17 protein-coding genes are annotated in these 22,001 nt (G+C 63.3%); 5 read left to right on the plus strand and 12 right to left on the minus strand.

What is annotated here, in order from left to right:
* Positions 1 to 25: 25 nt before the first annotated feature.
* From CPY97_RS00180 to CPY97_RS00190, 3 genes are all read left to right on the plus strand, one after another.
* A complete protein-coding gene (locus CPY97_RS00180; protein WP_096419797.1) occupies positions 26 to 298 on the plus strand; it encodes a phosphoribosylformylglycinamidine synthase subunit PurS in 273 nt (90 codons plus the stop codon).
* 2 nt (positions 299 to 300) lie between these two features.
* Positions 301 to 996 carry a phosphoribosylformylglycinamidine synthase subunit PurQ gene (purQ, locus tag CPY97_RS00185; RefSeq protein ID WP_096419799.1) on the plus strand — a complete coding sequence of 232 codons (696 nt, stop codon included), beginning with the start codon at positions 301 to 303 and terminating at the stop codon, positions 994 to 996.
* 98 nt (positions 997 to 1,094) lie between these two features.
* Entirely contained in the window at positions 1,095 to 1,541 is a 447-nt protein-coding gene (locus CPY97_RS00190; protein WP_231923970.1) for a DUF3817 domain-containing protein, read from the plus strand.
* Here CPY97_RS00190 and CPY97_RS00195 read toward each other — a convergent pair.
* Entirely contained in the window at positions 1,538 to 3,265 is a 1,728-nt protein-coding gene (locus CPY97_RS00195) for an ATP-binding protein (RefSeq protein WP_096419803.1), read from the minus strand. The genes CPY97_RS00190 and CPY97_RS00195 overlap by 4 nt on opposite strands.
* A gap of 439 nt (positions 3,266 to 3,704) precedes the next feature.
* Between CPY97_RS00195 and CPY97_RS00200 the strand changes: the two genes are divergently transcribed.
* Together CPY97_RS00200 and purL are read left to right on the plus strand one after the other, a co-directional pair.
* Positions 3,705 to 4,625, plus strand: coding sequence for a CPBP family intramembrane glutamic endopeptidase (locus tag CPY97_RS00200; RefSeq protein WP_096419805.1), 921 nt, complete (start codon positions 3,705 to 3,707; stop codon positions 4,623 to 4,625).
* Positions 4,626 to 4,832: 207 nt separating this feature from the next.
* Positions 4,833 to 7,151: a phosphoribosylformylglycinamidine synthase subunit PurL gene (gene purL, locus CPY97_RS00205; protein ID WP_173826841.1), complete on the plus strand. Its 2,319-nt coding sequence runs from the start codon at positions 4,833 to 4,835 to the stop codon at positions 7,149 to 7,151.
* Here the strand turns inward: purL and CPY97_RS00210 are convergent.
* The 11 genes from CPY97_RS00210 to CPY97_RS00260 form a co-directional block, all read right to left on the minus strand.
* Positions 7,148 to 8,650 carry an aminopeptidase P family protein gene (locus CPY97_RS00210; protein ID WP_096419807.1) on the minus strand — a complete coding sequence of 501 codons (1,503 nt, stop codon included), beginning with the start codon at positions 8,648 to 8,650 and terminating at the stop codon, positions 7,148 to 7,150. The genes purL and CPY97_RS00210 overlap by 4 nt on opposite strands.
* 39 nt (positions 8,651 to 8,689) lie before the next feature.
* Positions 8,690 to 10,027, minus strand: coding sequence for a GNAT family N-acetyltransferase (locus CPY97_RS00215; protein ID WP_096419809.1), 1,338 nt, complete (start codon positions 10,025 to 10,027; stop codon positions 8,690 to 8,692).
* A 169-nt stretch (positions 10,028 to 10,196) separates the two neighbouring features.
* Positions 10,197 to 10,643, minus strand: coding sequence for a hypothetical protein (locus tag CPY97_RS00220; RefSeq protein WP_096419811.1), 447 nt, complete (start codon positions 10,641 to 10,643; stop codon positions 10,197 to 10,199).
* Entirely contained in the window at positions 10,640 to 11,791 is a 1,152-nt protein-coding gene (locus CPY97_RS00225) for a helix-turn-helix domain-containing protein (RefSeq protein ID WP_161494027.1), read from the minus strand. Before CPY97_RS00225 ends, CPY97_RS00220 begins: the two co-directional genes overlap by 4 nt.
* Positions 11,792 to 12,132: 341 nt before the next feature.
* The gene (locus CPY97_RS00230; RefSeq protein WP_096419815.1) at positions 12,133 to 13,203 is read right to left on the minus strand and encodes a DUF917 domain-containing protein; all 1,071 of its coding nucleotides are present in this window, start codon (positions 13,201 to 13,203) and stop codon (positions 12,133 to 12,135) included.
* The gene (locus CPY97_RS13210) at positions 13,200 to 14,498 is read right to left on the minus strand and encodes a hydantoinase/oxoprolinase family protein (protein ID WP_150129144.1); all 1,299 of its coding nucleotides are present in this window, start codon (positions 14,496 to 14,498) and stop codon (positions 13,200 to 13,202) included. Before CPY97_RS13210 ends, CPY97_RS00230 begins: the two co-directional genes overlap by 4 nt.
* A gap of 56 nt (positions 14,499 to 14,554) precedes the next feature.
* The gene (locus CPY97_RS00240; RefSeq protein ID WP_231923972.1) at positions 14,555 to 15,634 is read right to left on the minus strand and encodes an ABC transporter permease; all 1,080 of its coding nucleotides are present in this window, start codon (positions 15,632 to 15,634) and stop codon (positions 14,555 to 14,557) included.
* Positions 15,561 to 17,081, minus strand: a complete 1,521-nt coding sequence (locus tag CPY97_RS00245; RefSeq protein ID WP_096419821.1) for a sugar ABC transporter ATP-binding protein — start codon at positions 17,079 to 17,081, stop codon at positions 15,561 to 15,563. The genes CPY97_RS00240 and CPY97_RS00245 overlap by 74 nt, the downstream gene beginning before the upstream one ends.
* A gap of 54 nt (positions 17,082 to 17,135) precedes the next feature.
* Positions 17,136 to 18,167, minus strand: a complete 1,032-nt coding sequence (locus CPY97_RS00250) for a sugar ABC transporter substrate-binding protein (protein WP_096419823.1) — start codon at positions 18,165 to 18,167, stop codon at positions 17,136 to 17,138.
* A 3-nt stretch (positions 18,168 to 18,170) separates the two neighbouring features.
* A complete protein-coding gene (locus CPY97_RS00255; protein WP_096423227.1) occupies positions 18,171 to 19,868 on the minus strand; it encodes a hydantoinase B/oxoprolinase family protein in 1,698 nt (565 codons plus the stop codon).
* A 2-nt stretch (positions 19,869 to 19,870) separates the two neighbouring features.
* Positions 19,871 to 21,919 carry a hydantoinase/oxoprolinase family protein gene (locus CPY97_RS00260; RefSeq protein ID WP_096419825.1) on the minus strand — a complete coding sequence of 683 codons (2,049 nt, stop codon included), beginning with the start codon at positions 21,917 to 21,919 and terminating at the stop codon, positions 19,871 to 19,873.
* Between the last annotated feature and the right edge of the window lie 82 nt (positions 21,920 to 22,001).

The raw sequence follows: 22,001 nt of genomic DNA on the forward strand, positions 1-22,001 counted from the left end.
GCTGCCGCGCATCCGAGGAGCCGCCGTGCCCACCATCGTCGTCGAGGTCATGCCGAAGGCCGAACTGCTCGACCCGGCCGGCAAGGCCGTCGCCGGGGCGATTCACCGCCTGGGCGAGAGTCGCATCACCGACGTTCGCCTCGGCAAGCGCTTCGAACTGCACGTGGATGGCGAGGTTGACGACGCCCTCCTCGACACGGCCCGGCAGCTCGCCGCCGACCTGCTCTCGAACGGTGTCATCGAAGACGTCGTCAGCGTGCACGTGGCCGAGCAGGCCGCCGCAGGCGCGGGCGCGTGACCATGCGCGTCGGAGTCGTCACCTTCCCCGGGTCGCTCGACGACCGCGACGCGATGCGCGCCGTGCGCCTCGCCGGGGCCGAGCCTGTCGCTCTGTGGCACGGCGAGCACGACCTGAAGGGCGTCGACGCGATCGTCTTGCCCGGCGGCTTCAGTTACGGCGATTACCTGCGCGCCGGCGCGATCGCGGCCCGCTCGCCGATCATGGCCGAGGTCATCGACGCGGCGAACGGCGGGATGCCCGTGCTCGGCATCTGCAACGGCTTCCAGATCCTCGTCGAGGCACACCTGCTGCCCGGCGGCCTGATTCGCAACGACCACGGCGACTTCATCCGCCGCGACCAGCGCCTGCGCGTGGAGTCGACCGCGTCCGCGTGGACCAACGGCTTCACCGAGGGCCAAGAGATCGTGATCCCGCTGAAGAACGGCGAGGGCGGGTACATCGCCGACGAGGCAACGCTTGACCGGCTCGAGGGCGAGGGGCTCGTCGCGTTCCGCTACCTCGACGTGAACCCGAACGGGTCGCTCCGCGACATCGCGGGCCTGCGCAACGAGCGCGGCAACGTGGTGGGCCTCATGCCGCACCCCGAACACGCGGTCGAGGCGGGCTTCGGCCCCGACACGACGAGTGCGATGCGCTCCGGCACCGACGGGCTGACGTTCTTCACATCGGTGCTCAAGCAGAGCGTGCTGAACTAGGGGTCGTGACCACCGACGCCTCCCCGGCGCCTGCCGCGCCGTCCTCCCCCGCTGGCTCGCCCCGTGCATCCCGTGTGACACCGAAGAGGCTGTATCGCGTGCTTGCGATCGCCGAGGCGATCACCTGGACGTTGCTCATCGGCGGCCTCATCATTCGCGCGGTCGTCGGCCGCGAGGATGGCGCGATCTTTGTGACGATCGGCGGCAGCATCCACGGTTTCGTGTTCCTCGCCTACGCGGCGACCGCCGTCTTGACCGCGGTCAACCAGCGCTGGGGCGTGAGAATCGGGATGCTCGCGGTCGTCACCGCGATCGTCCCGTACGCGACGATCCCCTTCGACGTCTGGGCGCACCGCACGGGCCGTCTCGAGGGCGACTGGCGGCGCGAAGAGTCGGACGACCCGCGCGACCGCGTGTGGTTCGACCGCCTCGTGCGGTGGATGCTGCGCCACCCGTACCTGCTCGGCACGCTGATCGTGGTCGGTGTCGTGGTGCTGTACGTCGTGCTGCTGATGATCGGGCCGCCGATTCCGAAGGCCGACTAGGCACTCAATCGATACTCGCGTAGTCGGCTAGTGGGGGGCGCAGTCGCGACAACCTTGTTCGCCTCAATTAGGCGCCTGAGGTCTCGCCGCAAGACACCAATCGACAAGTTGGTGGCTGCCGCCAGATCTCGGATGCCTAGCTGCTTGCGGCTCTCAAGGACTCCAAGTATCACCTGCTCCGAGTCGGTGACCTGAAGCTCCAGGAACGGTAATGGAGTTGCCGAGAGCTTCGAACTGGGAATGAAGTCTCCTCTTCGGTCTTGTTCAAGCCACCCACCGCGATTGAGACTCAGCAACAGACGCCAAGCGTCGTAACTGTCCATATCCAACTGATACCGGACCACTTGGTCATCGAGGCGACCTTTTTGCAGCGCGAGCGCAAGGGCAGCCAGAGACCGCTCGTCGAGGTTGGCCGCACCAACGAGGGCGAGATGCTCGACAACGTCGGGGTCCATCAGACCGTGGCGTGCCAACGAGGTAGTGAATCGAACATTCGTTGCCGTGAATGTCGGGAGCGGGAGCCCTTGCGACTTCATGGAGCCAACCATGAATCGAATGCCTGTGCCCTGGTTCTCCGAGACAGTTGAATTGTCAGGAAGGGGAACATCGGGGAGTAGTCGCGTGAGCCAGGAATTTCGTGATCGTGAAGTCCCATCTAGTAGCTCGGACTCACGCCTTCCGCCCCAAATTCCGCCCGGGTTAGAGATGTCCAGTCGATCCGGATAAAGCTCTATCTTCACCTGTTCAGATTCGGCGAATGCTGAATAGTCGCGATGTGCGAGCGAGTTGACGATTGCTTCCCGGACGACGTCGATCGGTATCTCGGGTACGTCAGTCGACGACCGACCAAGGCTTACGCGCCGCTTCGGCAGAGTCGCCTCGATCTTGCGAAGTGCATCGCTAATCATCCACGGTATCGGTCCGTCATAGGTCCCTCGGTCGAGCATTCGGATCTCGCCGCGTGCACCGTCGAGAGACGATGCCGGGAAGTGCGCGTAGCTGATCATAAATTGCGGAAACCGCTCTTGGGGATATCGCCCCAAACTCAAGTAACCAGCCAAAGTAACCCCGCCTGTTTCAGGATCCAGCACGCGCAGTTTCTTGAGGAGGTCTTCATCGTTCGCCGAGACTGCTGCGAGGCGCGCTCGTGTTGACCGAACTCGAGTCACTAGCCCTTGAAGGAGTGCTTCATCGAGGTCGGTCAATGACACCCCCGGCACTACATCGACATCGCGAATTGGCTGGGAGCGATTTGAGCTGAGCAGGAAGATCGCATAGGTGCTCATTCGATGGTCGCCATCAAGGAGCCTTTCGAAGCTTCCTTGTTCCTTGCCTCGCTCCACGACGAAGCAAGGTTTCATCTCGGGCGGAAGTTCCTCCACTGTCGCGACTACAACTTCAGCGCCCTCAAACTCGAGAATCGACACTTCTACTATCGGGTCGGGGCTCAGTGAGGGCTGCAACTCACCCGCTTTACGAGGGCGCACGAGTTCTTTGAGTCCATCTGCAATAGCGATTGCGTTAAAGCCTGGGGCAGGGTGAAATCCTGTCTCCTCCTCCAACCCCAAGATGAGAACGCCGCCGCGCGTGTTGCTGAACGCGCTAATGGTTGAAGCAAGGCTCTTCGGCAGCTTGCCCACGGCCGCCTTCACTTCCACCGCATCAGTGTCACGGCCGTGACGACGTAACCGGGCAACCGTCTCGTCGAGTTCTTGAACGTCCACTCGTTGGGCCTCTCCACATCACTGACTGATCAGTTCTGCGTCACTTGCGTCACTGTTGCATCAGTGTACTCACTGAACAGAAGTGACGATACTGATTGCCGAATGAAGGCAGAGACTCTGGGAGCTGGGCTCCGAATCGCACAGCAGACGACCTAGATGCCGCCGATGATCACCATTGTGCAGGTCACGATCGATGCGAGAGAACCTTAGACCCAGCGCACCGAACCCGGAAGAAGATCATCGAACCTGGCGGCCGGCTGGGGCGATTGAGGCTGCGGCACCCATACCTGCTCGGGACGCTGATCGTGATCGGCGTCGTGGTGCTGTACGTTGTGCTGCTGATGATCGGACCGCCGATTCCGAAGGCCGACTGACGCCTCATCCACAATCCGCCGCGCGACGGATGCCCTGATCACGGCGACCCTGGCAGGGTGGACGGATGCGCTCGATCCTCATCTTTCTTGCCATCGCGTTCGGACTGAGTTGGCTCATCGCCCTGCCACTGTGGTTCGGCGACGGGCTCTCCAGCCCCTTCTTCGGGCTAGTGGCGCTCGCGATGATGGCGACGCCGGCGATCGCCGCACTGATCGTCGTGTTCCTCGTCGACAAACCCGCACGGAAGGCCGCCGCTCTGGGCCTCTGGCCGATCGGACGCCCGGGCCGTTTCATCGGCTACCTGGCGCTGGCGCTCGTCGTGCCGGTGGTGCTGATCCTGGCCGCGCTGCCCATCGGCGCACTCTTCGGCGTCTACCCGGCCGACTTCGTGAACTTCAGTGGCTTCCAGGAGATCACCGATGCGCAATTGGCCGCCACGGGAGCGCCCGCGCTGCCCATCCCGATCGGCGTGCTCGTCGCCCTGCAGTTCGTGAACGTGCTGATCGGCGCGTTCATCAATCTGATTCCCGCGCTTGGGGAAGAGCTCGGGTGGCGTGGCTGGCTGCTGCCGAAGCTTCTACCGCTCGGGGTTGCCCCCGCGATCCTGCTGTCAGGCCTCATGTGGGGGCTGTGGCACGCCCCGCTCGTGCTGCTCGGCTACAACTACCCGACAGCGCCGGGCTGGCTCGGTCTCGTGATGATGTGCGGCATGTGTGTCGTGGTGGGCGCCGTGTTCAGTTGGCTGCGCATCCGTTCGGGTAGCGTGCGGGCACCGGCGCTCGCGCACGGCGCGTTCAACGCGGCGGCCGGTTTCTCGATCGTGTTCGTCGCGGCCGGCTCGGTGATCGACACGACGCAGGCGACAATTCTCGGCTGGAGCGGCTGGCTCGTGCCGCTCGTGCTCATCATCGTGCTCGCCGCGACGGGGCAGTTCCGCCCGGCGCCGACGCCCGAGGCGCAGCCGCAGCCGGCGACGAGCCGCTGACCGCGGCTACCGATTGATCGCGCCGCCCAGCAGGAACGCGCCGGCAAAGACCAGCACGGCGATGATCGCAAAGATCCACAGGGGCGACGCCTTCATGCCGCCAGCGTACGCGCGGCGCGTTACGGCGCGATGACGCCGGTCAGTCGAGGACCCCGCCGCCGATAGGATCGGAGCATCCGCCCGCCGCCTGCTAGGAGCGCCCTGCCCGTGAGCGAGAACGTCGCGCCCGCCATCCCCCAGCCCGACACCGTCGACAACGCGATCGCGACGCCCGACAAGCACCAGCCGTACGACGCGCTCGGGCTGAAGCCCGACGAGTACCAGCAGATCCGCGAGATCTTGGGCCGCCGGCCGACGAGCGGCGAGCTCGCCATGTACTCGGTGATGTGGAGCGAGCACTGCTCGTACAAGTCGTCGAAGGTGCACCTGCGCCAGTTCGGCCAGAAGGTGTCGGACGAGATGAAGACCCACCTCATGGTCGGCATGGGCGAGAACGCCGGAGTCGTCGACATCGGCGAGGGCTGGGCGGTCACCTTCAAGATCGAGAGCCACAACCACCCCAGCTACATCGAGCCCTTCCAGGGCGCGGCCACCGGCGTCGGCGGCATCGTGCGCGACATCATCTCGATGGGTGCCCGCCCCGTCGCCGTCATGGATGCTCTGCGCTTCGGCGCCATCGACCACCCCGACACGGCCCGCGTGCTGCCCGGCGTCGTCTCCGGCATCAGCTTCTACGGCAACTGCCTGGGGCTTCCGAACATCGGCGGCGAGACCTGGTTCGACCCGGTCTACCAGGCGAACCCGCTCGTCAACGCGCTCGCCGTCGGGGCCCTGCGCCACGAAGACCTGCACCTCGCGAACGCCCGCGGCGTCGGCAACAAGGTCGTGCTGTTCGGCGCCCGCACCGGCGGCGACGGCATCGGCGGTGCCTCGATTCTCGCCTCCGACACGTTTAGCGAGGGCGGCCCCACGAAGCGCCCCGCCGTGCAGGTCGGCGACCCGTTCGCCGAGAAGGTGCTCATCGAGTGCTGCCTTGAGCTCTACCGTGAGGGTCTCGTCGAGGGCATCCAAGACCTCGGCGCCGCCGGCATCTCGTGCGCGACGAGCGAGCTCGCCTCGAACGGCGACGGCGGCATGGTCGTCGACCTCGACCAGGTGCTCTTGCGCGACCCGTCGCTCACGGCCGAAGAGATCCTGATGTCGGAAAGCCAGGAGCGAATGATGGCGATCGTCGAGCCCGACAAGCTCGACGCCTTCCTCGCCGTCACCGCCAAGTGGGACGTCGAGACCAGCGTGCTCGGCGAGGTCACCGACACGGGCCGCCTTGTCATCCACTGGCGCGGTGAGAAGATCGTTGACGTTGACCCGCGCACCGTCGCGGTCGACGGGCCCGTCTACAACCGGCCGATGCAGCGCCCCGAATGGCTGGATGCGCTCAACGCGAATTCCGCGCGCGCCCTGCCCCGCGCATCCGACGATTCTGAACTGCGCGCCCAGGCGCTGCAGGTTCTCGGCGGCCCGAACCAGGCCGACGCGAGCCTCATCACCAATCAGTACGACTACTACGTCATGGGCAACACGGCGCTCGCGATGCCGGATGACGCCGGGATGATCCGCATCGACGAAGAGAGCGGGCTCGGCGTCGCGCTCGCCACCGACGCGAATGGCCGCTACTGCCAGCTCGACCCGTACGCGGGCGCGCAGCTCGCGCTCGCCGAGGCGTACCGCAACGTCGCCGCGACCGGCGCGAGCCCCCGCGCCGTGAGCGACTGCCTGAACTTCGGCAGCCCCGAGAACCCCGAGGTGATGTGGCAGTTCGCCCGCGCCGTCGAGGGCCTCGCCGACGGCTGCCTCGAGCTCGGCATCCCGGTGACGGGCGGCAACGTGTCGTTCTACAACCAGACCGGCGACGTGCCGATTCACCCCACCCCCGTCGTCGCCGTCATGGGCGTCATCGACCACGTCGACCGCCGCCTGCCCTCGGGCTGGCAGGATGAGGGCGAGAACCTCTACCTGCTGGGCGTCACCCGCGACGAGCTCGACGGCTCGGCCTGGGCGGGCGTCGTGCACGAGCACCTGGGCGGCGTGCCCCCGCTCGTCGACCTCGCGGCCGAGAAGAACCTCGCCGGGCTGATGGCGGCCGCTGCCGAGGAGGGACTCGTCACGAGCGCCCACGACCTCAGCGACGGTGGACTCATCGCGACGCTCGCCGAGGGAGTGCTGCGCTTCGGCGTCGGCGCCCGCGTGTGGCTGACCGAGCTGATGGAGCGCGATCGTGTCGACGCGACCGCTGCGCTCTTCGCCGAATCAGGCGCCCGGATGCTCGTCTCCGTCGCGAGGGAAGACGACGTCAAGTTCCGTGGCCTCTGCGAGGGCCGGCTGGTCCCCGTCACCCGCATCGGCGTCACCGACGGCGAGATCGACGGGTTGGATGTGCAAGACCGCTTCACGCTGTCGCACGCCGAGCTCGGCGCCGCCCACCGGCACACGCTGCCCGAGCGCTTCGGCGCGGTCGTCGGGGGTTAAGCCCTCTCCATCCACCTTTCGATCTCGCGTGCGGTGCGCGGAAAATCGGCAGACAGCAGTTCACAGCCGTGTTCGGTGAGGAGCACGTCGTCCTCGATGCGCACTCCGATTCCGCGAAACCGTTCTGGCACGCTTAAGTCGTCTTCGTGAAAGTAGAGTCCGGGCTCGATAGTGAAGACCATTCCCGGCTCGAGGAAGCCGTCTAGGTAGACCTGCTGGCGAGCACGTGAGCAGTCGTGTACGTCGAGCCCGAGGTGATGGCCCGTGCCGTGAATCATGAATCGGCGATGGTGCTGAGCCTCCCCATGGAGAGCGTCTTCGGCACTCACCGGAATCAGCCCCCACTCGCTCACATGGTGCGCGATCACCCGCATCGCGGCGTCGTGCATGTCTCGGAAGCGGGCTCCCGGCTTTGCCGCCTCGCGTGCGGCATCTGCTGCCTCGAGCACGGCATCGTATACCTCTCGCTGGATGTCGGTGAAGGTGCCCGAGATCGGCACAGTGCGTGTGATGTCGGCGGTGTACAGGCTGTCAACCTCAACTCCCGCATCGAGGAGGAGGAGGTCTCCCTGACGAATAGGTCCATCATTGCGAGTCCAATGCAGGGTGCACGCGTGAGGCCCCGCTGCGACAATCGTCTCGTACCCAACACCGTGGCCTTCCACTCGTGCCCGCCGGTAGAACACACCTTCCACGAGTCGCTCTCCCCGGTCGTGGCCGACGCAGTCGCGCAGTTGGCTGATGACATCGTCGAAACCTCGCTGCGTGGCAGCGACAGCACGGCGCAACTCGGCAATCTCGAAAGCGTCCTTCACGAGGCGCATTTCGCTCAGTACTTGAGCGAGGTGCTCATCATCGTCCGTCGGGATCATGCCGAGCTCCCCGTCGCGCCGGGTGCTAACGCTCCGCCGTCGGCGGTCGACGAGAGAGGTCACCGGTAGGTCGGCGTCCCTCAGCACAACCATTTCGCCATCCCACATCTCGAGTGCTTGCTCGAATTCATCAAGAGATTGAGTGTCAATTCCCAGCTCATCGGCGACCTGCTGAAGAGTGGGTCGACGACCAGTCCAGAGTTCGCCGACCTCATTGTTGGCGTAAAACTCGTCGGAGTCGTGCCCGGAAGATGGCCGAAAGAACAGGATGGCGCGATGGCCATGGACGATTGGTTCCAGCACGAGAATCGACCCAGCGACGGTGTCTGACCCCCACGCAGTGAGATGCGCGAAACCGGAATGTGGGCGGTACGTGTAGTACTGGTCATTCGCGCGGACCGCTTGCAACCCCGCCGGTATGATCACGGTTTTGCCCTCGAAGGCTGCAGACAGCCGGGCGCGACGACTCTGCGCAAATACAGCGGCATCGCGCAGCAGCCCGCGTTCGACCGACACCTCTGCCCAGCCCTGCCTGATGTAGCTGCGAAACGAATCTGACGTTGGGGTGGTGGAACGATTGCGGCTCGTCACCGGAATGGGTTCGCCTGCGATCTGATCGTCGTTCATTCTGGCCCCTGTCTGCGTCGTTTCGGAGATGTAGTGATGTCAGGTTCGGGCGTACGAGCGAATGTCCGCCTGAAATTCAGCGAGCGTCGTCTCCGACACTGTCGGTCGAGTGTGCCGGATCGCGTCCACATAGGCAGCTGTCTGCGGCGCTACCCGTTGCCCTGTCGAGCCGTCGCACTGCATGGCAGCGTCGAACGCTCGTTGCGCGGCCTTTCGAGCAGCGAACTCGATGTCTGCGGGCGAGAATCGCTCGCTACTCTGCGCCAGCACATCGACGTCGATGTGAGCGGCACCCTTCGGCAGGTAACGGCGCCACATGGCTTTTCGAGCCTCCATATCCGGAAGCCCGATAGGAATGACGTAGTCAAAGCGACCGTGCCGTAGCAGCGCGTCGTCAAGATGACGTATGAAGTTGGTGGCACAGATCAACAGACGTCCCTCGCGTTCGCGAAATGCTGGGATCGACTTGAGCAACTCATTCGTCACGCTGTGCGACTGCGTCGGGCGTGCCGCATCGCGTCGTGCGGCGACCTCGTCCACTTCATCGATGAACACAACGGCGTGCTCAAGCTCCGCGATCTCGAGAAATCGGGCGCGCAGTGCCCCGGCGAGTCCGGCGACGTCGCTCGCCAACCGTGAGGGGTGGAGTTCGACGAAGGGCCACCCCAGTCGACTGGCGATCGCTCGCGCAAATGACGTCTTCCCCGTACCGGGGGGGCCAAACAGGACAACTGCTCGCGGCGGGTGCACGCCGCACTCCTCAGCCAGATCAGCGTGTGCAAGCGGGTCGATGAGCCGGCTTTCGATGAGCGCCTTCTCGTCAGCCATTCCTGCGAGCCGCATCCACAGATCCCGTGGGAGAAGTGACCCACCAAGGGACGTAAGTGACTCGAGACTGGAACGATGCACCGGTACCTGACGGTCGAAGTACCACAGGGGTATCTCGCCCGTGTAGTCGCTGTTGCGAAATGCCTTGAGCCTGTTCTCCGACTGGGGCAGCAAGGCCGACAGGCGAAACACGTTGCGCGTTGCAAGACGCGCTTCGAGCCCGGTCAGTAGGGCGCTCCCGAGACCTTGATCGCGCACGGCGGGATCCTGCGCGAACAAGAGGATCCAGGCTCTCTCCCCGTCGACTCGCGCGACTGCCGCTCCGATGACCCTGCCACCATCCGTTACAACGACTCCGACCCCGTCGTCACAGGCTGAAACGGTCTCAGCCAACGTGTACACAGGGTTCCGCTGATCGGACGTCCATTCACGCCAAACTCGAACCACTCCCTCAAGGTGGTCAGGCCGATAGTCACGGACCGTCCACGGCTCCCGAGGCGGTGACGACCCTGTCGTCCTCAGAGAGGGCGCATCTTTCGTTGTCGACATCACTCAGTCGTATCCGAGGATGATGATCTGCGACGTGAGGACCTGCGTAAGCGCGAGTGAGTCGCCGTCGGGGGTATTCGGAGGGCTAGGTGCATTCGTCGGTGATTGCATGACACCACGGTGCCAGCACGGACGCGAGCACCGGTGTGCGGTGCGCCCAATCAACGACTCACAAATTCAGCTTGGCATCCCGAAATGCGGGTACGAGTTGGGCAGCGATGGCCACAGCGGCGGCGACCGATTCGTCGGTGTATGCCCCCTCACGGTCAAGAAAATTGAGAGACCCGATGGTGATTCCCTCATCTCTCACCGGCACATTGATGATGGCACCGCATCCCAACGACTCGATGACAGTCGAGTCGAAGAAGAATTCGCGGACCGACGCGCGGTCAGGCCCGAAGAAGGGCAGCCCGCCTTGCACAACGCGTTCGAACCACATGGGCGACACTTGGCCGTCGATTAGCTTGCGGCCACCCACGGGATACACCGCCTCATCACTGGAATAGATCCGCGCCATGCTGGAGGCGCCGTCCGCGATGACAGAGCCGGTAAAGAGGATCACGCCCGGGTTCACCGTCGCGCGCTGGTGCGCTTCGGCCAGAGTGAGAGATGTCATGACAATCCTTTCGACGTCGTGCGCGTCAGAGGTTCGATGCCGGGACCCTCGTGGTCACGGGGGAGAAAGGCGCGAATGATGGCCTCGACAGAGAAGGACTGCCGAGGGTCACCAACGGGAAGCCCGAGCGCGCGCGCCCGGTCCAGTCGCGCTGTCATTGTGTTGCGATGCAGTGAGAGGCGGGCGGCTGCGGCAACAACCGAACCCTCGTCCAAGAAAGCGCGCACGCTCATGACCAGACGATCCCGATCATTCGCACGACAGAACTCAGGCACAACTAGCTGAGCGACCGTGATCGCATCGCTTGGGTCGAACAGGTAGTCGATTGCTTGCAGGGTGAGCTCTTCGAACGAGCCGACACCTTCCGCCCCCGCTGCCCACGCAGTCCGGGAGGCTATTCGAGCCTCGGCAACTTGCTCCTGCAGATTGCCCGGCGAATCATACGCCCGTGATAGGCCGATACCGATTCCCAGCTCGCCCAGACTGGTCGCAAGTGCCGCTCCGAGTTCGCGGGAGACACGCGACGTGTCGTCATCCTCGCCGAGAGACACAACAGAGATCCAGCCGTCGGCAGTGTCCACTAATGACCTGTTTATCGCAGCCCTACGCCACAGCAGGCGGACGACGTTCGACATCGTGCGTGTCGGGCGCTTCCCCGGTGCGGCGAGGAAGACAACGGCGTGCGCATCACCATCCCGCCATCCGAGACGGGGCATCACCGTCTGCAGAGCAAGGTTGTCGGGCATTGCTGCTTCGTCGATGGCAGCAACGGCCGAGAGCACATCGGCGAGGTCCAAGGCTCCTGACTCGAACCACGCTGCCCGAATCAGCGGCAGAATGAGTGTCAGTGCAGTCGTGACGAAGTCTTCGTTCTTGCCAGCGGTAGCCCAAAGGGTGACCGATCCGGATGCCGAATCGCTGATGGTGAGCGGCCCGACCATGGTGAGACCCTGGCTTTCGCGCTCACCCACAGTCGCGATAGTGATCTCTCCAAGCCGCAGTTCTAGACATAAGCGCAACTCGGCGGCTGCAACACGCAGAATCTCATCTACGGTCGTTTGCTCACCTACGGTTCGCAGCAAAGCGATGAGCTGCGACTCGATCGCAGCGTTTGCCGCACCGATATCCGCTGAAAGCGCGAGAGCCACGTTGGTAGGGTCGTCCGCTGTGCTCAAGAGCGTGATATCGAGGCGTCGCGCGAGAAGCACGACCGACTCCGAGTGCTGCCCGGCAGCAACGACAAGACTTGCTCGCCGCTCCCATGCAAGACGCAAGACAGCCGAGACCAACCAGCCACTTGTCTCTGCACCCGACGCCACGATCACGGCCGTTCGCGGAGACACTCTGCGCGCTTGATCCGGCCTCGAGATCAGGGCAATGGAATCAATCGTCGGATTCTCTGCCGCACGGTGGATGGTGACGGTTCGCGAGAGTGCTCCCCGCTCAATGGCCGCGGCAACGTCAAGTTTTCGCGGAGAGTGCGGCGCTGTCACTGTTTCGTCTCCGTGAAATTGAGCCCGAAAGCAGCGGGGCCGACGAGCGCTAGGCCATCCGATTCGTACCATTTCGGGTCAGCAGGCGTCTTCAAGACATCCAAGACATCGCCTACGCGCACGTCGTCGAGGCTGACGACCGACGCTTTCTCTGGGTCGATGAGGGTAATGATGTCGGGCACGGCGGCAGCGACAGCACCGTCGACGAGCACCATGAGTATCTCGTTTTGGATCTCGATGCGAACGATGCGACCGTTTCCGTCGTCCGTGAGCGTGACGCTTGAGGGTTGGGCAGGAAGGGCAACATCAGAAGGCCCGAACGAACTTTCCACATATGCAACTTGTGCGCGCGCGACACGTGATGTCCCGACCTCATCCGAGAGCTTTCGATACTTCGCGGCAAGCGGTTCGCCACTGTCGAGGATCTGGCCCAGGGTGATCATGCGAGAGGCCGACCCAATGACGCCGTGCTCGCGCAGTTGAGAGGCCGTGCAGGGATACATTGCTGAAGCCGCCCATCCGCCCAGTTCCTCCGTTGCCGCCCGCACGAGGGCTTCCGCGCGGCGCGCATTGCCCACCTCTATGAGGATCCGCTCTCCGTTGGCTCCCATCAACGCAACCGGCCCGATGTTTACGCCGGCAGCGTTCAGGGTCGTCTGGCTGATCAACGGAAACACCCGTCCCATGGGATCCGCATCCACAACCGGAATGCCGGCCTGCAAGGCCGTCAACATGGGGACGATCGCGTTCAAGTTCGCGGCGGCCAGAGGAAAGATCGCAGCGGCTCGACGTCCGATCGCGCGTTCGACCGCCGCGAGACAACCCAGCATTTCGTCGCCACACGGCGGCATTTCGGCCATCAGCAATCCCTGAGAGACGAGTCCGACGGCGACGACAAGGTCATCTGGTGCAAGATCGTCTAGAGAAGCGAGCATCAGAGAGCGAGAAGTCATCGCATTCCGGGTCATGTCCGCGTACATCAACATTGTCGTCGGATCGATCGAGCACGCGAGAAATTGAGCGCCCAGCGCAACGCGGTCGACATCTTCCGGTGACAACGCCTTCATGTTGTCGCTCCCGCTCGAGCAGTGGTTTCCACCCAATCCCCGATGACCCGAGCGCGAATGCGAACGACATGGCGACTGCCGTACGCCAAGGTGTACGCGGTTGACTCAACCACTCGTGTCGACTCGGGGGCTGCTCCCCAGTGCACAATCTGCGACCGAAGATCTTCCTGTGTCGCTCGCAGCCAGCCGTCAAGTTCATCTGTGGCGGACGCATGACCCAGGAAGTCGGACCATGCGCTGAGCGGTGCGATAGCGGCTCCGAGCGCGGTCAGGTCGACACGTGTGCGCACCGTCGACTCGAGATCGCTGCGCAGCAACACCTTGTCGCTCGATCGAGAATCGATAACCGCCGCTGGCCTCTCCGGTTCACCGAGGAGCGACGGCGAATACGGGTCGATGCGCGCAGCATTGCACGCGAGAGCGGGCTCGCGACCACGTCGAATGACTGTGTGTGTAGCCGGGACGCCTTCATGGACACGACCGGCCCGAACACCCGCGTCATCCACGATGACCACTTCGCCCTCATTGACGCCGGCCAGATGTCGAGCACCCATCAAACCGAGTGCTGGGCTGGCGTGTAGGGCCTGAACTGGCGTTGCCCCCAATCGACGAATAGGAACGCGCCCCCCGTCGCTCACGGCGAAATAGACGAGCGCTCCCGGAAGGTGCGCCCGCGCGGCCTGTTCTATTTGTGCTGCAAGTTGATCTCCTGAGGAGACGAGACACGCATTCACGGCCGCGGTGTAGTCACGATCGCGAAAGGAGTTCGAGAAGAATTCGTTCGAAAGCGTCACCCGAGCGAAGGGAAATGCAGACAAGAGCGCGTCAGCGGCCTGCTGCTCATGCTCCGGATTCGCCACCGACCCAACTGCCGTCACGGACGCGACGAGCTCGGTCTCCGATGGATAGCCGCTGAGCGCTGCGGCTAGTGCCCCCACATCGAGGTCCATAAGGGGCCGGCCACGCATATCGTGTCCGCCCGCCACATCGATGACCGTGAGTCGACTACCGCGCAGATCGTGAGGCACCGGCAGCTCATGTAGCGGATCGGCGGCCGGACGAGGACTGATCCTGACGGCGACGACCTGCCGCTCCCGCTCCATCGCGAGGAGGCCTCCGAGATCGACGGTGACCGAGCGGATCTCGGCGGCCGACCGGTGCGCGATCCAGTCGAGCAACTCGGGGAATGGATCTTCTTGACTGATGGAATGCGAATACTCCCCGGCAACTTCTCCGTCGCCGTCGACGGCGACAACCGAGCACCGGTCTTTCTCGAGTCGGATTCCCGCGCGCACGTCAAACCACGGCCTGCAAGGTCAACGGTGATCGCGGCATAGTAAGAGCACCTAGCTCAAGAGTTTCGCTTCTTGAAGAACAGGCTATCGGCCGCGATAGCGATGAGAATCAGAGCCCCTGTGACAACCTGCTGATAGGTCGTGTCCCACTGGAGCAGATTGAACCCGTTGGCGATCACCGTCAGGATCATTACTCCGACAAAGGCCCGCCACACCGCACCCTGACCGCCCATGATGCTCGTGCCACCGATCACGACCGCGGCGATCGCCGTCAGTTCTAGGCCCGTGGCCATCCCGGGTTGTGCCGAGCCAGCCCGCGAGATCATCACGAGTCCGGCGAGCGCCGAACACGCCCCGCTGATCGCGAATACTCCGATCCTGACGGCACCGGTACGGATCCCGCTCAGTCTCGCCGCCTCGGCGTTGCCGCCCACCGCATAGATTCGGCGCCCATACGTGGTTTTTGCGAGCATGAGGCCGAACACGACAACAGTGACGCCGAACAAGATGGACGCCCAGGTCAGACCGAATGGCCCCCGCTCAGCAAAAATGCGGAACGATCCGGCGATCTCGGCCGGGGGCGACACAATGGCGCCCGCCGTGAGCACGATGGCGAGCCCGCGATAAATGATGCTAATCGCCAAAGTGCCAATGAACGAGTTGACCTTCGTGGAGACGATGATGAGCCCTGTAATGGCGCCCAAGAGAGTTCCGGCCACGATGGCACCGATAAATCCGGCAGCGAAACCGAATGTCTGCGAGATCCAGATTCCGGTGATCGCGGAGACGGCCAGGGTCGCCGTCGCGGACAAGTCGAATACCCCGCTGATGATGCACAATGTGGCGCCGACGGCGAGGAGGCCGACCACGGTCGCCTGATCAATGAGGTTGATGAGGTTTCCCGGGGTGAGGAAGGTGGTGGTACTCACCGAGAGCGCCAGCACAATCGCGAGCAAGCCGAAAGCGATGCCGAAGTCGCGGAGTTTGGACTGGAGGCGTTTCACGCCCCAGGGCTTGTCCGAGCGTTCGGACGTGGGTGGGAGCAGAGCGGTCATCCGAGACTCATTTCGTGAATGCGGAGGTGAGGATGTCAGAGGGCTGTGCCGAACGATCGAACTCGTCGACGATGCGGCCATGCCGCATTACAAGCACACGATGCGAGAGGCGGATCACCTCATCGAGCTCAGAGCTGACCACGAGAACCGCAGTGCCGCGTTCGGCGAGGTCTCGAATGAGACTGTGGATACGCGCTTTGGCGGCAACGTCGACGCCCCTCGTCGGCTCGTCCACCATCAGGAGCGCGGGTGGATGGAGTAGCCACCGGGCAAACAGCGCTTTTTGCTGATTCCCGCCGGACAAGTCAACAGTCAGAGTGTCGGGGCCAACGCCACGAAGGTCAACGTCAACAGACACGGTGTCGACGGCGACTTTCTCCTCCCGCCGTCGCACCCAGCCGCCAAAAGATCTCTTCGCCAATGTGCCGAGAGCAACGTTCTCGGTTACGGAGCGACCGAGCAGTAAACCCTGATCCTTGCGCGACTCGGGTACCAGAGCCATTCCGCTCGCGATTGCTGATGACACGGAATTTTCTTTCACCGCATCACCCCGAATGAGGATGGTGCCGGCACGACGCGGCTCGGCACCGAGGAGGCCGAGCAGCACATCGCTTCGGCCGCTGCCCACAAGGCCGGCGAGACCGAGGATCTCACCTTGGCGCAGTGTGAACGAGATGTCGTGGACATGCCGTGTTTCGAGCCCCTGGACCTCGACGACGATCTCCGCGAGCGACGACACCTCGGCGGGAGGGTGATCGATGGGGTCGACCTCGCGTCCGATCATGAGCGAGACAATCGAGGTGGGTGTGTACGCAGAAGACGCGCCTGTCTCGATGAGCTTGCCGTCGCGAAGGACTGTCACCCGGTCGGCGAGACCGAGCACTTCTTCGAGGAAGTGGGAGACGATGATGATTGTTGTGCCCCGGTCGGCAATTTCTCTGACAACCCGCAACAACTGCGCTTTCTCGACCTCGTTCAGCGCGGCAGTCGGCTCGTCCATGCACAGCACCCGGGCACCGCGCGCCAGCGCCTTGAGAATTTCTACCTGCTGCTGAAGCCCGAGAGGGAGATCGCCAACGATGGCATCTGGATCGAGTGTGAACCCAGTCTGTTCGAGCAGCTCCTCAAAACGAACTCGATCAGCGGCGAGATGTGCAAAGCCAGCCCGATGCGACCAGCGCCCAAGCATGACGTTCTCCAGCACCGAGCGCTGAGGAATGACCGCGAGCTCTTGACTGATGAGGGTGATGCCGTGATGAATCGCGTCACGCGGGGAGCCCAGGGCGACGGGCTCACCGTCGAGAAGGAGCGAACCGGAGGTCGCCGCGATCGCGCCGCCCAGTATTTTCAGCAGAGTACTTTTACCCGCGCCGTTTTCCCCCAAGATCGCATGGATCTCGCCCGCACCGATGGTGAGATCGACATTGTCGAGCACGGTGGTCGATCCGTAAGCCTTCGAGGCTCCGCGCACCTCGATTCGCGCTACTGACGTCGATGCGACGTCAGCGTCGTGCTCTGCATGAGACATGGAGAACTCCTCGACGGGAGGGAGCCGCCCGTGTGGGCGGCTCCCTGAGCGTACCTAGTCGGTGTACCCGGCAGTGAAGTCAACCGCGTCGAGGGCGGCCTTGGTTCCTCTGCCCCTGTTCGGGGCAAGCGTCGTCTGGTCGAGAGACATCTCAACCGTTTCTCCGCGAGCGAGAGCGAGTCCGAGCTCGGTCGCTTTCCTGCCGTTGGCAACGACATCCTGCACGAACACCGCGAACCAGTCTCCGTTGCGAACCGACTCGACGTTCGTCTGTGAGGCACCGTTACCGATGAACAGCACATCCGAGTCGCCTGCCACGTCGGCCGCGCCGACGATCGCGGGCGAAGCGCCGATAACGACGTCGACATCAGGGTTCGCCTGCAGGACGTTCTGGAAGGCAGCGCGACCACTGTCGGCCGCGTATCCGCCTTCCACACTGGCGACAAGCTCAATCGTGTCGTCGGTAGCGAGCGTTGCCTTTACCGCCTCGGTGCGAGCGTTGTCGAGCGGAAGCGCGCGGAAGCCCTCGAGGTAGGCGACCTGGCACGGCTTCGCCTCGACCGTCGCGCACGCTTCGATACCCAGCTCTGCCAGTGCAACGCCATTGTCAGTTGGCAGCTCTACGGTGCTGATGGCGCCGTCGACCTGCGGCTCGATCGTCGTTAAGTCGGGACCGACCACCGAAAACTCAACAACAACCGTAATTCCGGCGTCGACGGCTTCTTGAAGCGGGGCCTGAAGCGCCACATTGTCATTGGCCTGGATGACAATCACGTCGAACTGGCGCGAGGTGATCGCGTCACGAACCTGCTGAACCTGCGCCTGGCCGTCGAAAGCTCCGTCGACGAAGGTAGCCGTCGCATTGTTCTCTGCGGCGGCCTGCTCGACGCCAACGAACGTGCCCTGTGCGAACCCGTTGATGGCGGCAAATCCGAAGAATCCGACCGAGAGCGTCTCCTGCTCGGAACTCGGCGACTCTGGGGCCGCTGGTGCTGGGGCCGGCGCCTCTGCAGCTCCGGAACATCCGGAGAGGAACAGTGCGGCGCCGAGCGCCCCGGCTACTAATGATGCAAATCGTGTCTTCATGATCTAGTCCTTCTCTTGCGTGATGGGGGTGGACGGATAGTGCAACTCAGCGAACTCAGGAGTGATGTAGCCGTTGGCGATGTCATCGGCCACTGCCTGAGCGTCTCGCTGCTGAGGGTCGCCGTAGCCGCCACCCCCACCGACAGCAAGGCGTACGACATCGCCCGCTTTCATCGGCCGAGCGTTGGCTTTCAGCGTGCGTACTTCATCAGCGCGTCCTGGATTAATGACGACCTCAGGGCCGGCGGAGTCACACCCTCCGAAAAGGCCCCAGGCAGGGGTGATTGATCGCTCGAACCACAAACCGACGACGCAGTCTGAAAGGAATTCGTACTCCCGCACGACGCCGTTGCCCCCACGCCACCGACCAGGACCGCCCGAATTAGGCCGAATCGAGTACTCAGTGATCCTGAGCGGGAACCGCGTCTCCATCATCTCGATCGGCAGGTCCCGCAGTGAACCGTTGACGTTGTTGATGAGGGCGGATTCGCCATCCGATCCCTCCCAGGCACCCCAGCCGCCGAGCGTCGCCTCGATCGACACGAAGTTACGCCCGACGCGGGGATCAAGGCCCGCGACAGTGATGATCATCGAGTCACCGTGACTCGCCGCTGCCACCCTGTCGGGCAGCGCGGGCGCCAACGCCCGAGAGACGAGGTCGATAAGCAAGCCCAGGTGGGAGAAATACCATTGACAGGCCGCGGGCGCGACAGCTCCCAGGACGGAACCGCTGCGTACTTGCGTGGTCATGGGGCGGAAGGAGCCGCCATTGGAATTCGCGTGAGGGCTAATCAACAGTTTGTAGCCGACGCGGAGCCCCGAGATGGCCTGGGCGACGCCACAGTTCACCGGCCCGCGTGTCTGATCTGCTGACTCGGTGACGTCGAAGTCGATGCTGTCGCCGACCACAGTGATGCGCAGCTTGATCGGTACCGGGCGATCCAAGTCGATTCCATCGTTGTCGAGAACACCCTCGGCCTCGTAGATCCCGTCGGGGATCGCCGCGACAGCCTCGCGCTCAAGCACCTCCGTCTGACGGAAGATCTCCTCGCTCGCGGCCTGGAGGACGTCGATCCCGTAACGTCCGACGAGCTCGGTCATCCGGTTCATGCCCATTCGGAGCGCGGCGATCATTGCATTCATGTCGCCGATCGTCTGATAGGGGAAACGAACGTTCGTCTTGATGAGATCAATGACCGAGGTTTCTGCGCCTCCCTCGATGAGCTTGACCGGGCCCATCCTGAAGCCCTCTTGGAAGATATCGACGGAGTCCATCGACCCTCCGACGTCTTTCGAGCCCATGTCCATCCAGTGAGCACGAGTCGCCGCGAACCCGACGAGCATGCCGTCAGTGAAGATGGGCGCGAAGATCGTCACGTCATTGAGGTGAGTTCCGCCTAGGTAGGAGTCGTTCAGGATCCAGATATCACCCTCTTTCCACACCTCGACGCCGAACTGTTGCTCGACTGCGATGGAGCAGTACTCCAAGTTGCCGAGGAAGAGGGGCAACCCTGCTGACTGCCCAAGCACGCGATGCTGGGTGTCGAGAATGGCCACGACACAGTCGCCGCCTTCGTAGATGATCGGCGAGTACGCCGAACGAATGAGCGTCGCGTTCATATCATCCGCCGCGCTCGTCAGTGCGTTCCTAATGATCTCGACCGTGACCGGATCGAGTGCTTCCATGGTGGAAGTGGCCATGATCATTGCTCCTTCTCGTGCTGGCGAATGATGAGTGAGCCGAGCTCATCGATAGTGACGCGGTACCCCGGGGGGACGACCGTTGTGGCCGTCTCTTCGACGATGACAGCTGGCCCGTCGAACTGATGGCCGCGCGCGAGGTTAGATCGACGAACAACAACTGTCGGTCGCGGTTCTCCTTCGAAGACCACTGGCTGCACTTCATGCTCGAACTCGGTGCTTGTCGCCTCAGCGAGTTGATGGTTCTTGAGCTGCCCCAGGCTGCCTACGGCGCGCGTGCGAAGTGTTGTGATCTCAATCGGCGCTCCGAAAGTCGAGTGTCCGTACCGGTCTTGGTACATGTCGGCGAAGCGACGCGCGAAACTCTCGAGGAAGTCGGGTTGCTGAACCTCGTCAACCGACTCGAGTGGTACATGCAAGGAAAACTCTTGACCTTGATACCGGACATCGATCGACGAGTTTGCTGATCGGCGATCTTCCGGAATCCCCTCCGATGAGAGTGAGTCAAGCGCCACCGTGCGCATGTGTGTCAGGACGCTAAAGAGATCGTCGAGGTCAAGATCAGCGTCAGCAGAGAAATATGGCTCGGCGAAATCACGTCGAATGTCCGTCTGGAGCATTCCCCACGCCGAGAACGCCCCGGGGAACCGCGGAACCACTGTCTCGGGAATCCCCAGCTCCTGCGCCAGGAATACCGCGTGCATCGGGCCCGCGCCTCCGAAAGCGACGAGGCTGAAGTCGCGAGGCTCAATACCTCGTGAAATCGTGATCGTACGAATAGCTTGCGCCATTTGGGCGTTGGCGACGTTGCAAATACCTTCCGCGATAGCGATCTCATCGAGACCCAGTGGTTCTCCGACTGTCCTGAGTGCCGTCACGGCGGCCTCGCGGTCAAGCGTCATGGCGCCACCGGCAAACCACGCGGCGTCGACTCGGCCGAGCACGAGGTTGGCGTCAGTTACTGTCGGTTCGGTTCCGCCTCGCCCGTAGCATGCGGGTCCCGGCTTCGCGCCTGCCGATCGAGGCCCGACCCGAAGCCCGCCTGCCTCCAGCCACGCCACGGAGCCGCCGCCGGCGCCAACGGTGTGAATGTTGACGACGCTCATGAGCATGGGCAGACCTTCGAGCTCTGCTTCGGTTGACACATCGGGTTGACCGTCGACCACAAGCGAGACGTCGAACGAGGTTCCGCCCATGTCAACGCCGATGAGACTCTTGCGATCAGAGACCCGTGCGAGTTCGACGTCACCCATCGCCCCGCCGACCGGTCCGGAGAGGAGGGTCTGCAAGGGCCGCTCACGAGCCGAGCGAGCGGTCAGCACTCCTCCCGACGACTGCATGATGTGCAGCGGCGCCTGCACCCCTCGCTGTGCCAACTGCTCCTCGAGGGCAAGCAGGTAGTTACGCACAACGGGACCTGTGTAGGCCTCGACCACTGCGGAAGAGGTTCGCTCGTACTCGCGCCATTCTTTCGCCGACTGGTGCGAGAGCGAGATCGTGAAATCGTCACCGAGCTCTTCCCGCAAGATTTCGGCGGCGCGCAACTCGTGATCCGGATTCTTGTAGGAGAACAGGAATGCAACCGCAACGGCCCCGTATCCTTCGGCCTCTGCTCGGCGAGCGGCGTGGCGAATCGCGACCTCATCGAGTGGTCGCACCTCCTCGCCCTGACTGCCGAGCCTGCCATTGATGCCGATAATGTCTTTTCGCTCCAGAAGGGGCTTGGGCTTTCGATATTGAGCGTCGTACAGATCGAGGCGCGGCCCGCGAGCGATCAAGTAGGTGTCTTCGGCGCCCGCAGTCGCGAGCAGGAGAACGCGCACACCGCGCCGCTCAAGAAACGCATTGAGTCCTTGCGTCGTACCGTGCACGAGGAACTCAATGTCATCGAGCTGCGGCACAAGCGCCTCGAGACCTTTCAAGACACCGACGCTCAGCTCACCCGGTGTCGTCGACGCCTTGGTCGCCTGTATCTCGCCGGTCGCGGTGTTGTACGCCACCACGTCAGTAAATGTTCCGCCGATGTCCATCGACACTCGATGTGTGTTCATGTGCGCTCCTTTGCGTGTGGGGGAAAAGGTAACTTCGGGGCCAACACGCGAAATGTGTGTGCTGCACATATGGTTGTACGAA

The sequence above is a fragment of the Microcella alkaliphila genome, from assembly GCF_002355395.1.
Classification (GTDB): domain Bacteria; phylum Actinomycetota; class Actinomycetes; order Actinomycetales; family Microbacteriaceae; genus Microcella; species Microcella alkaliphila_A.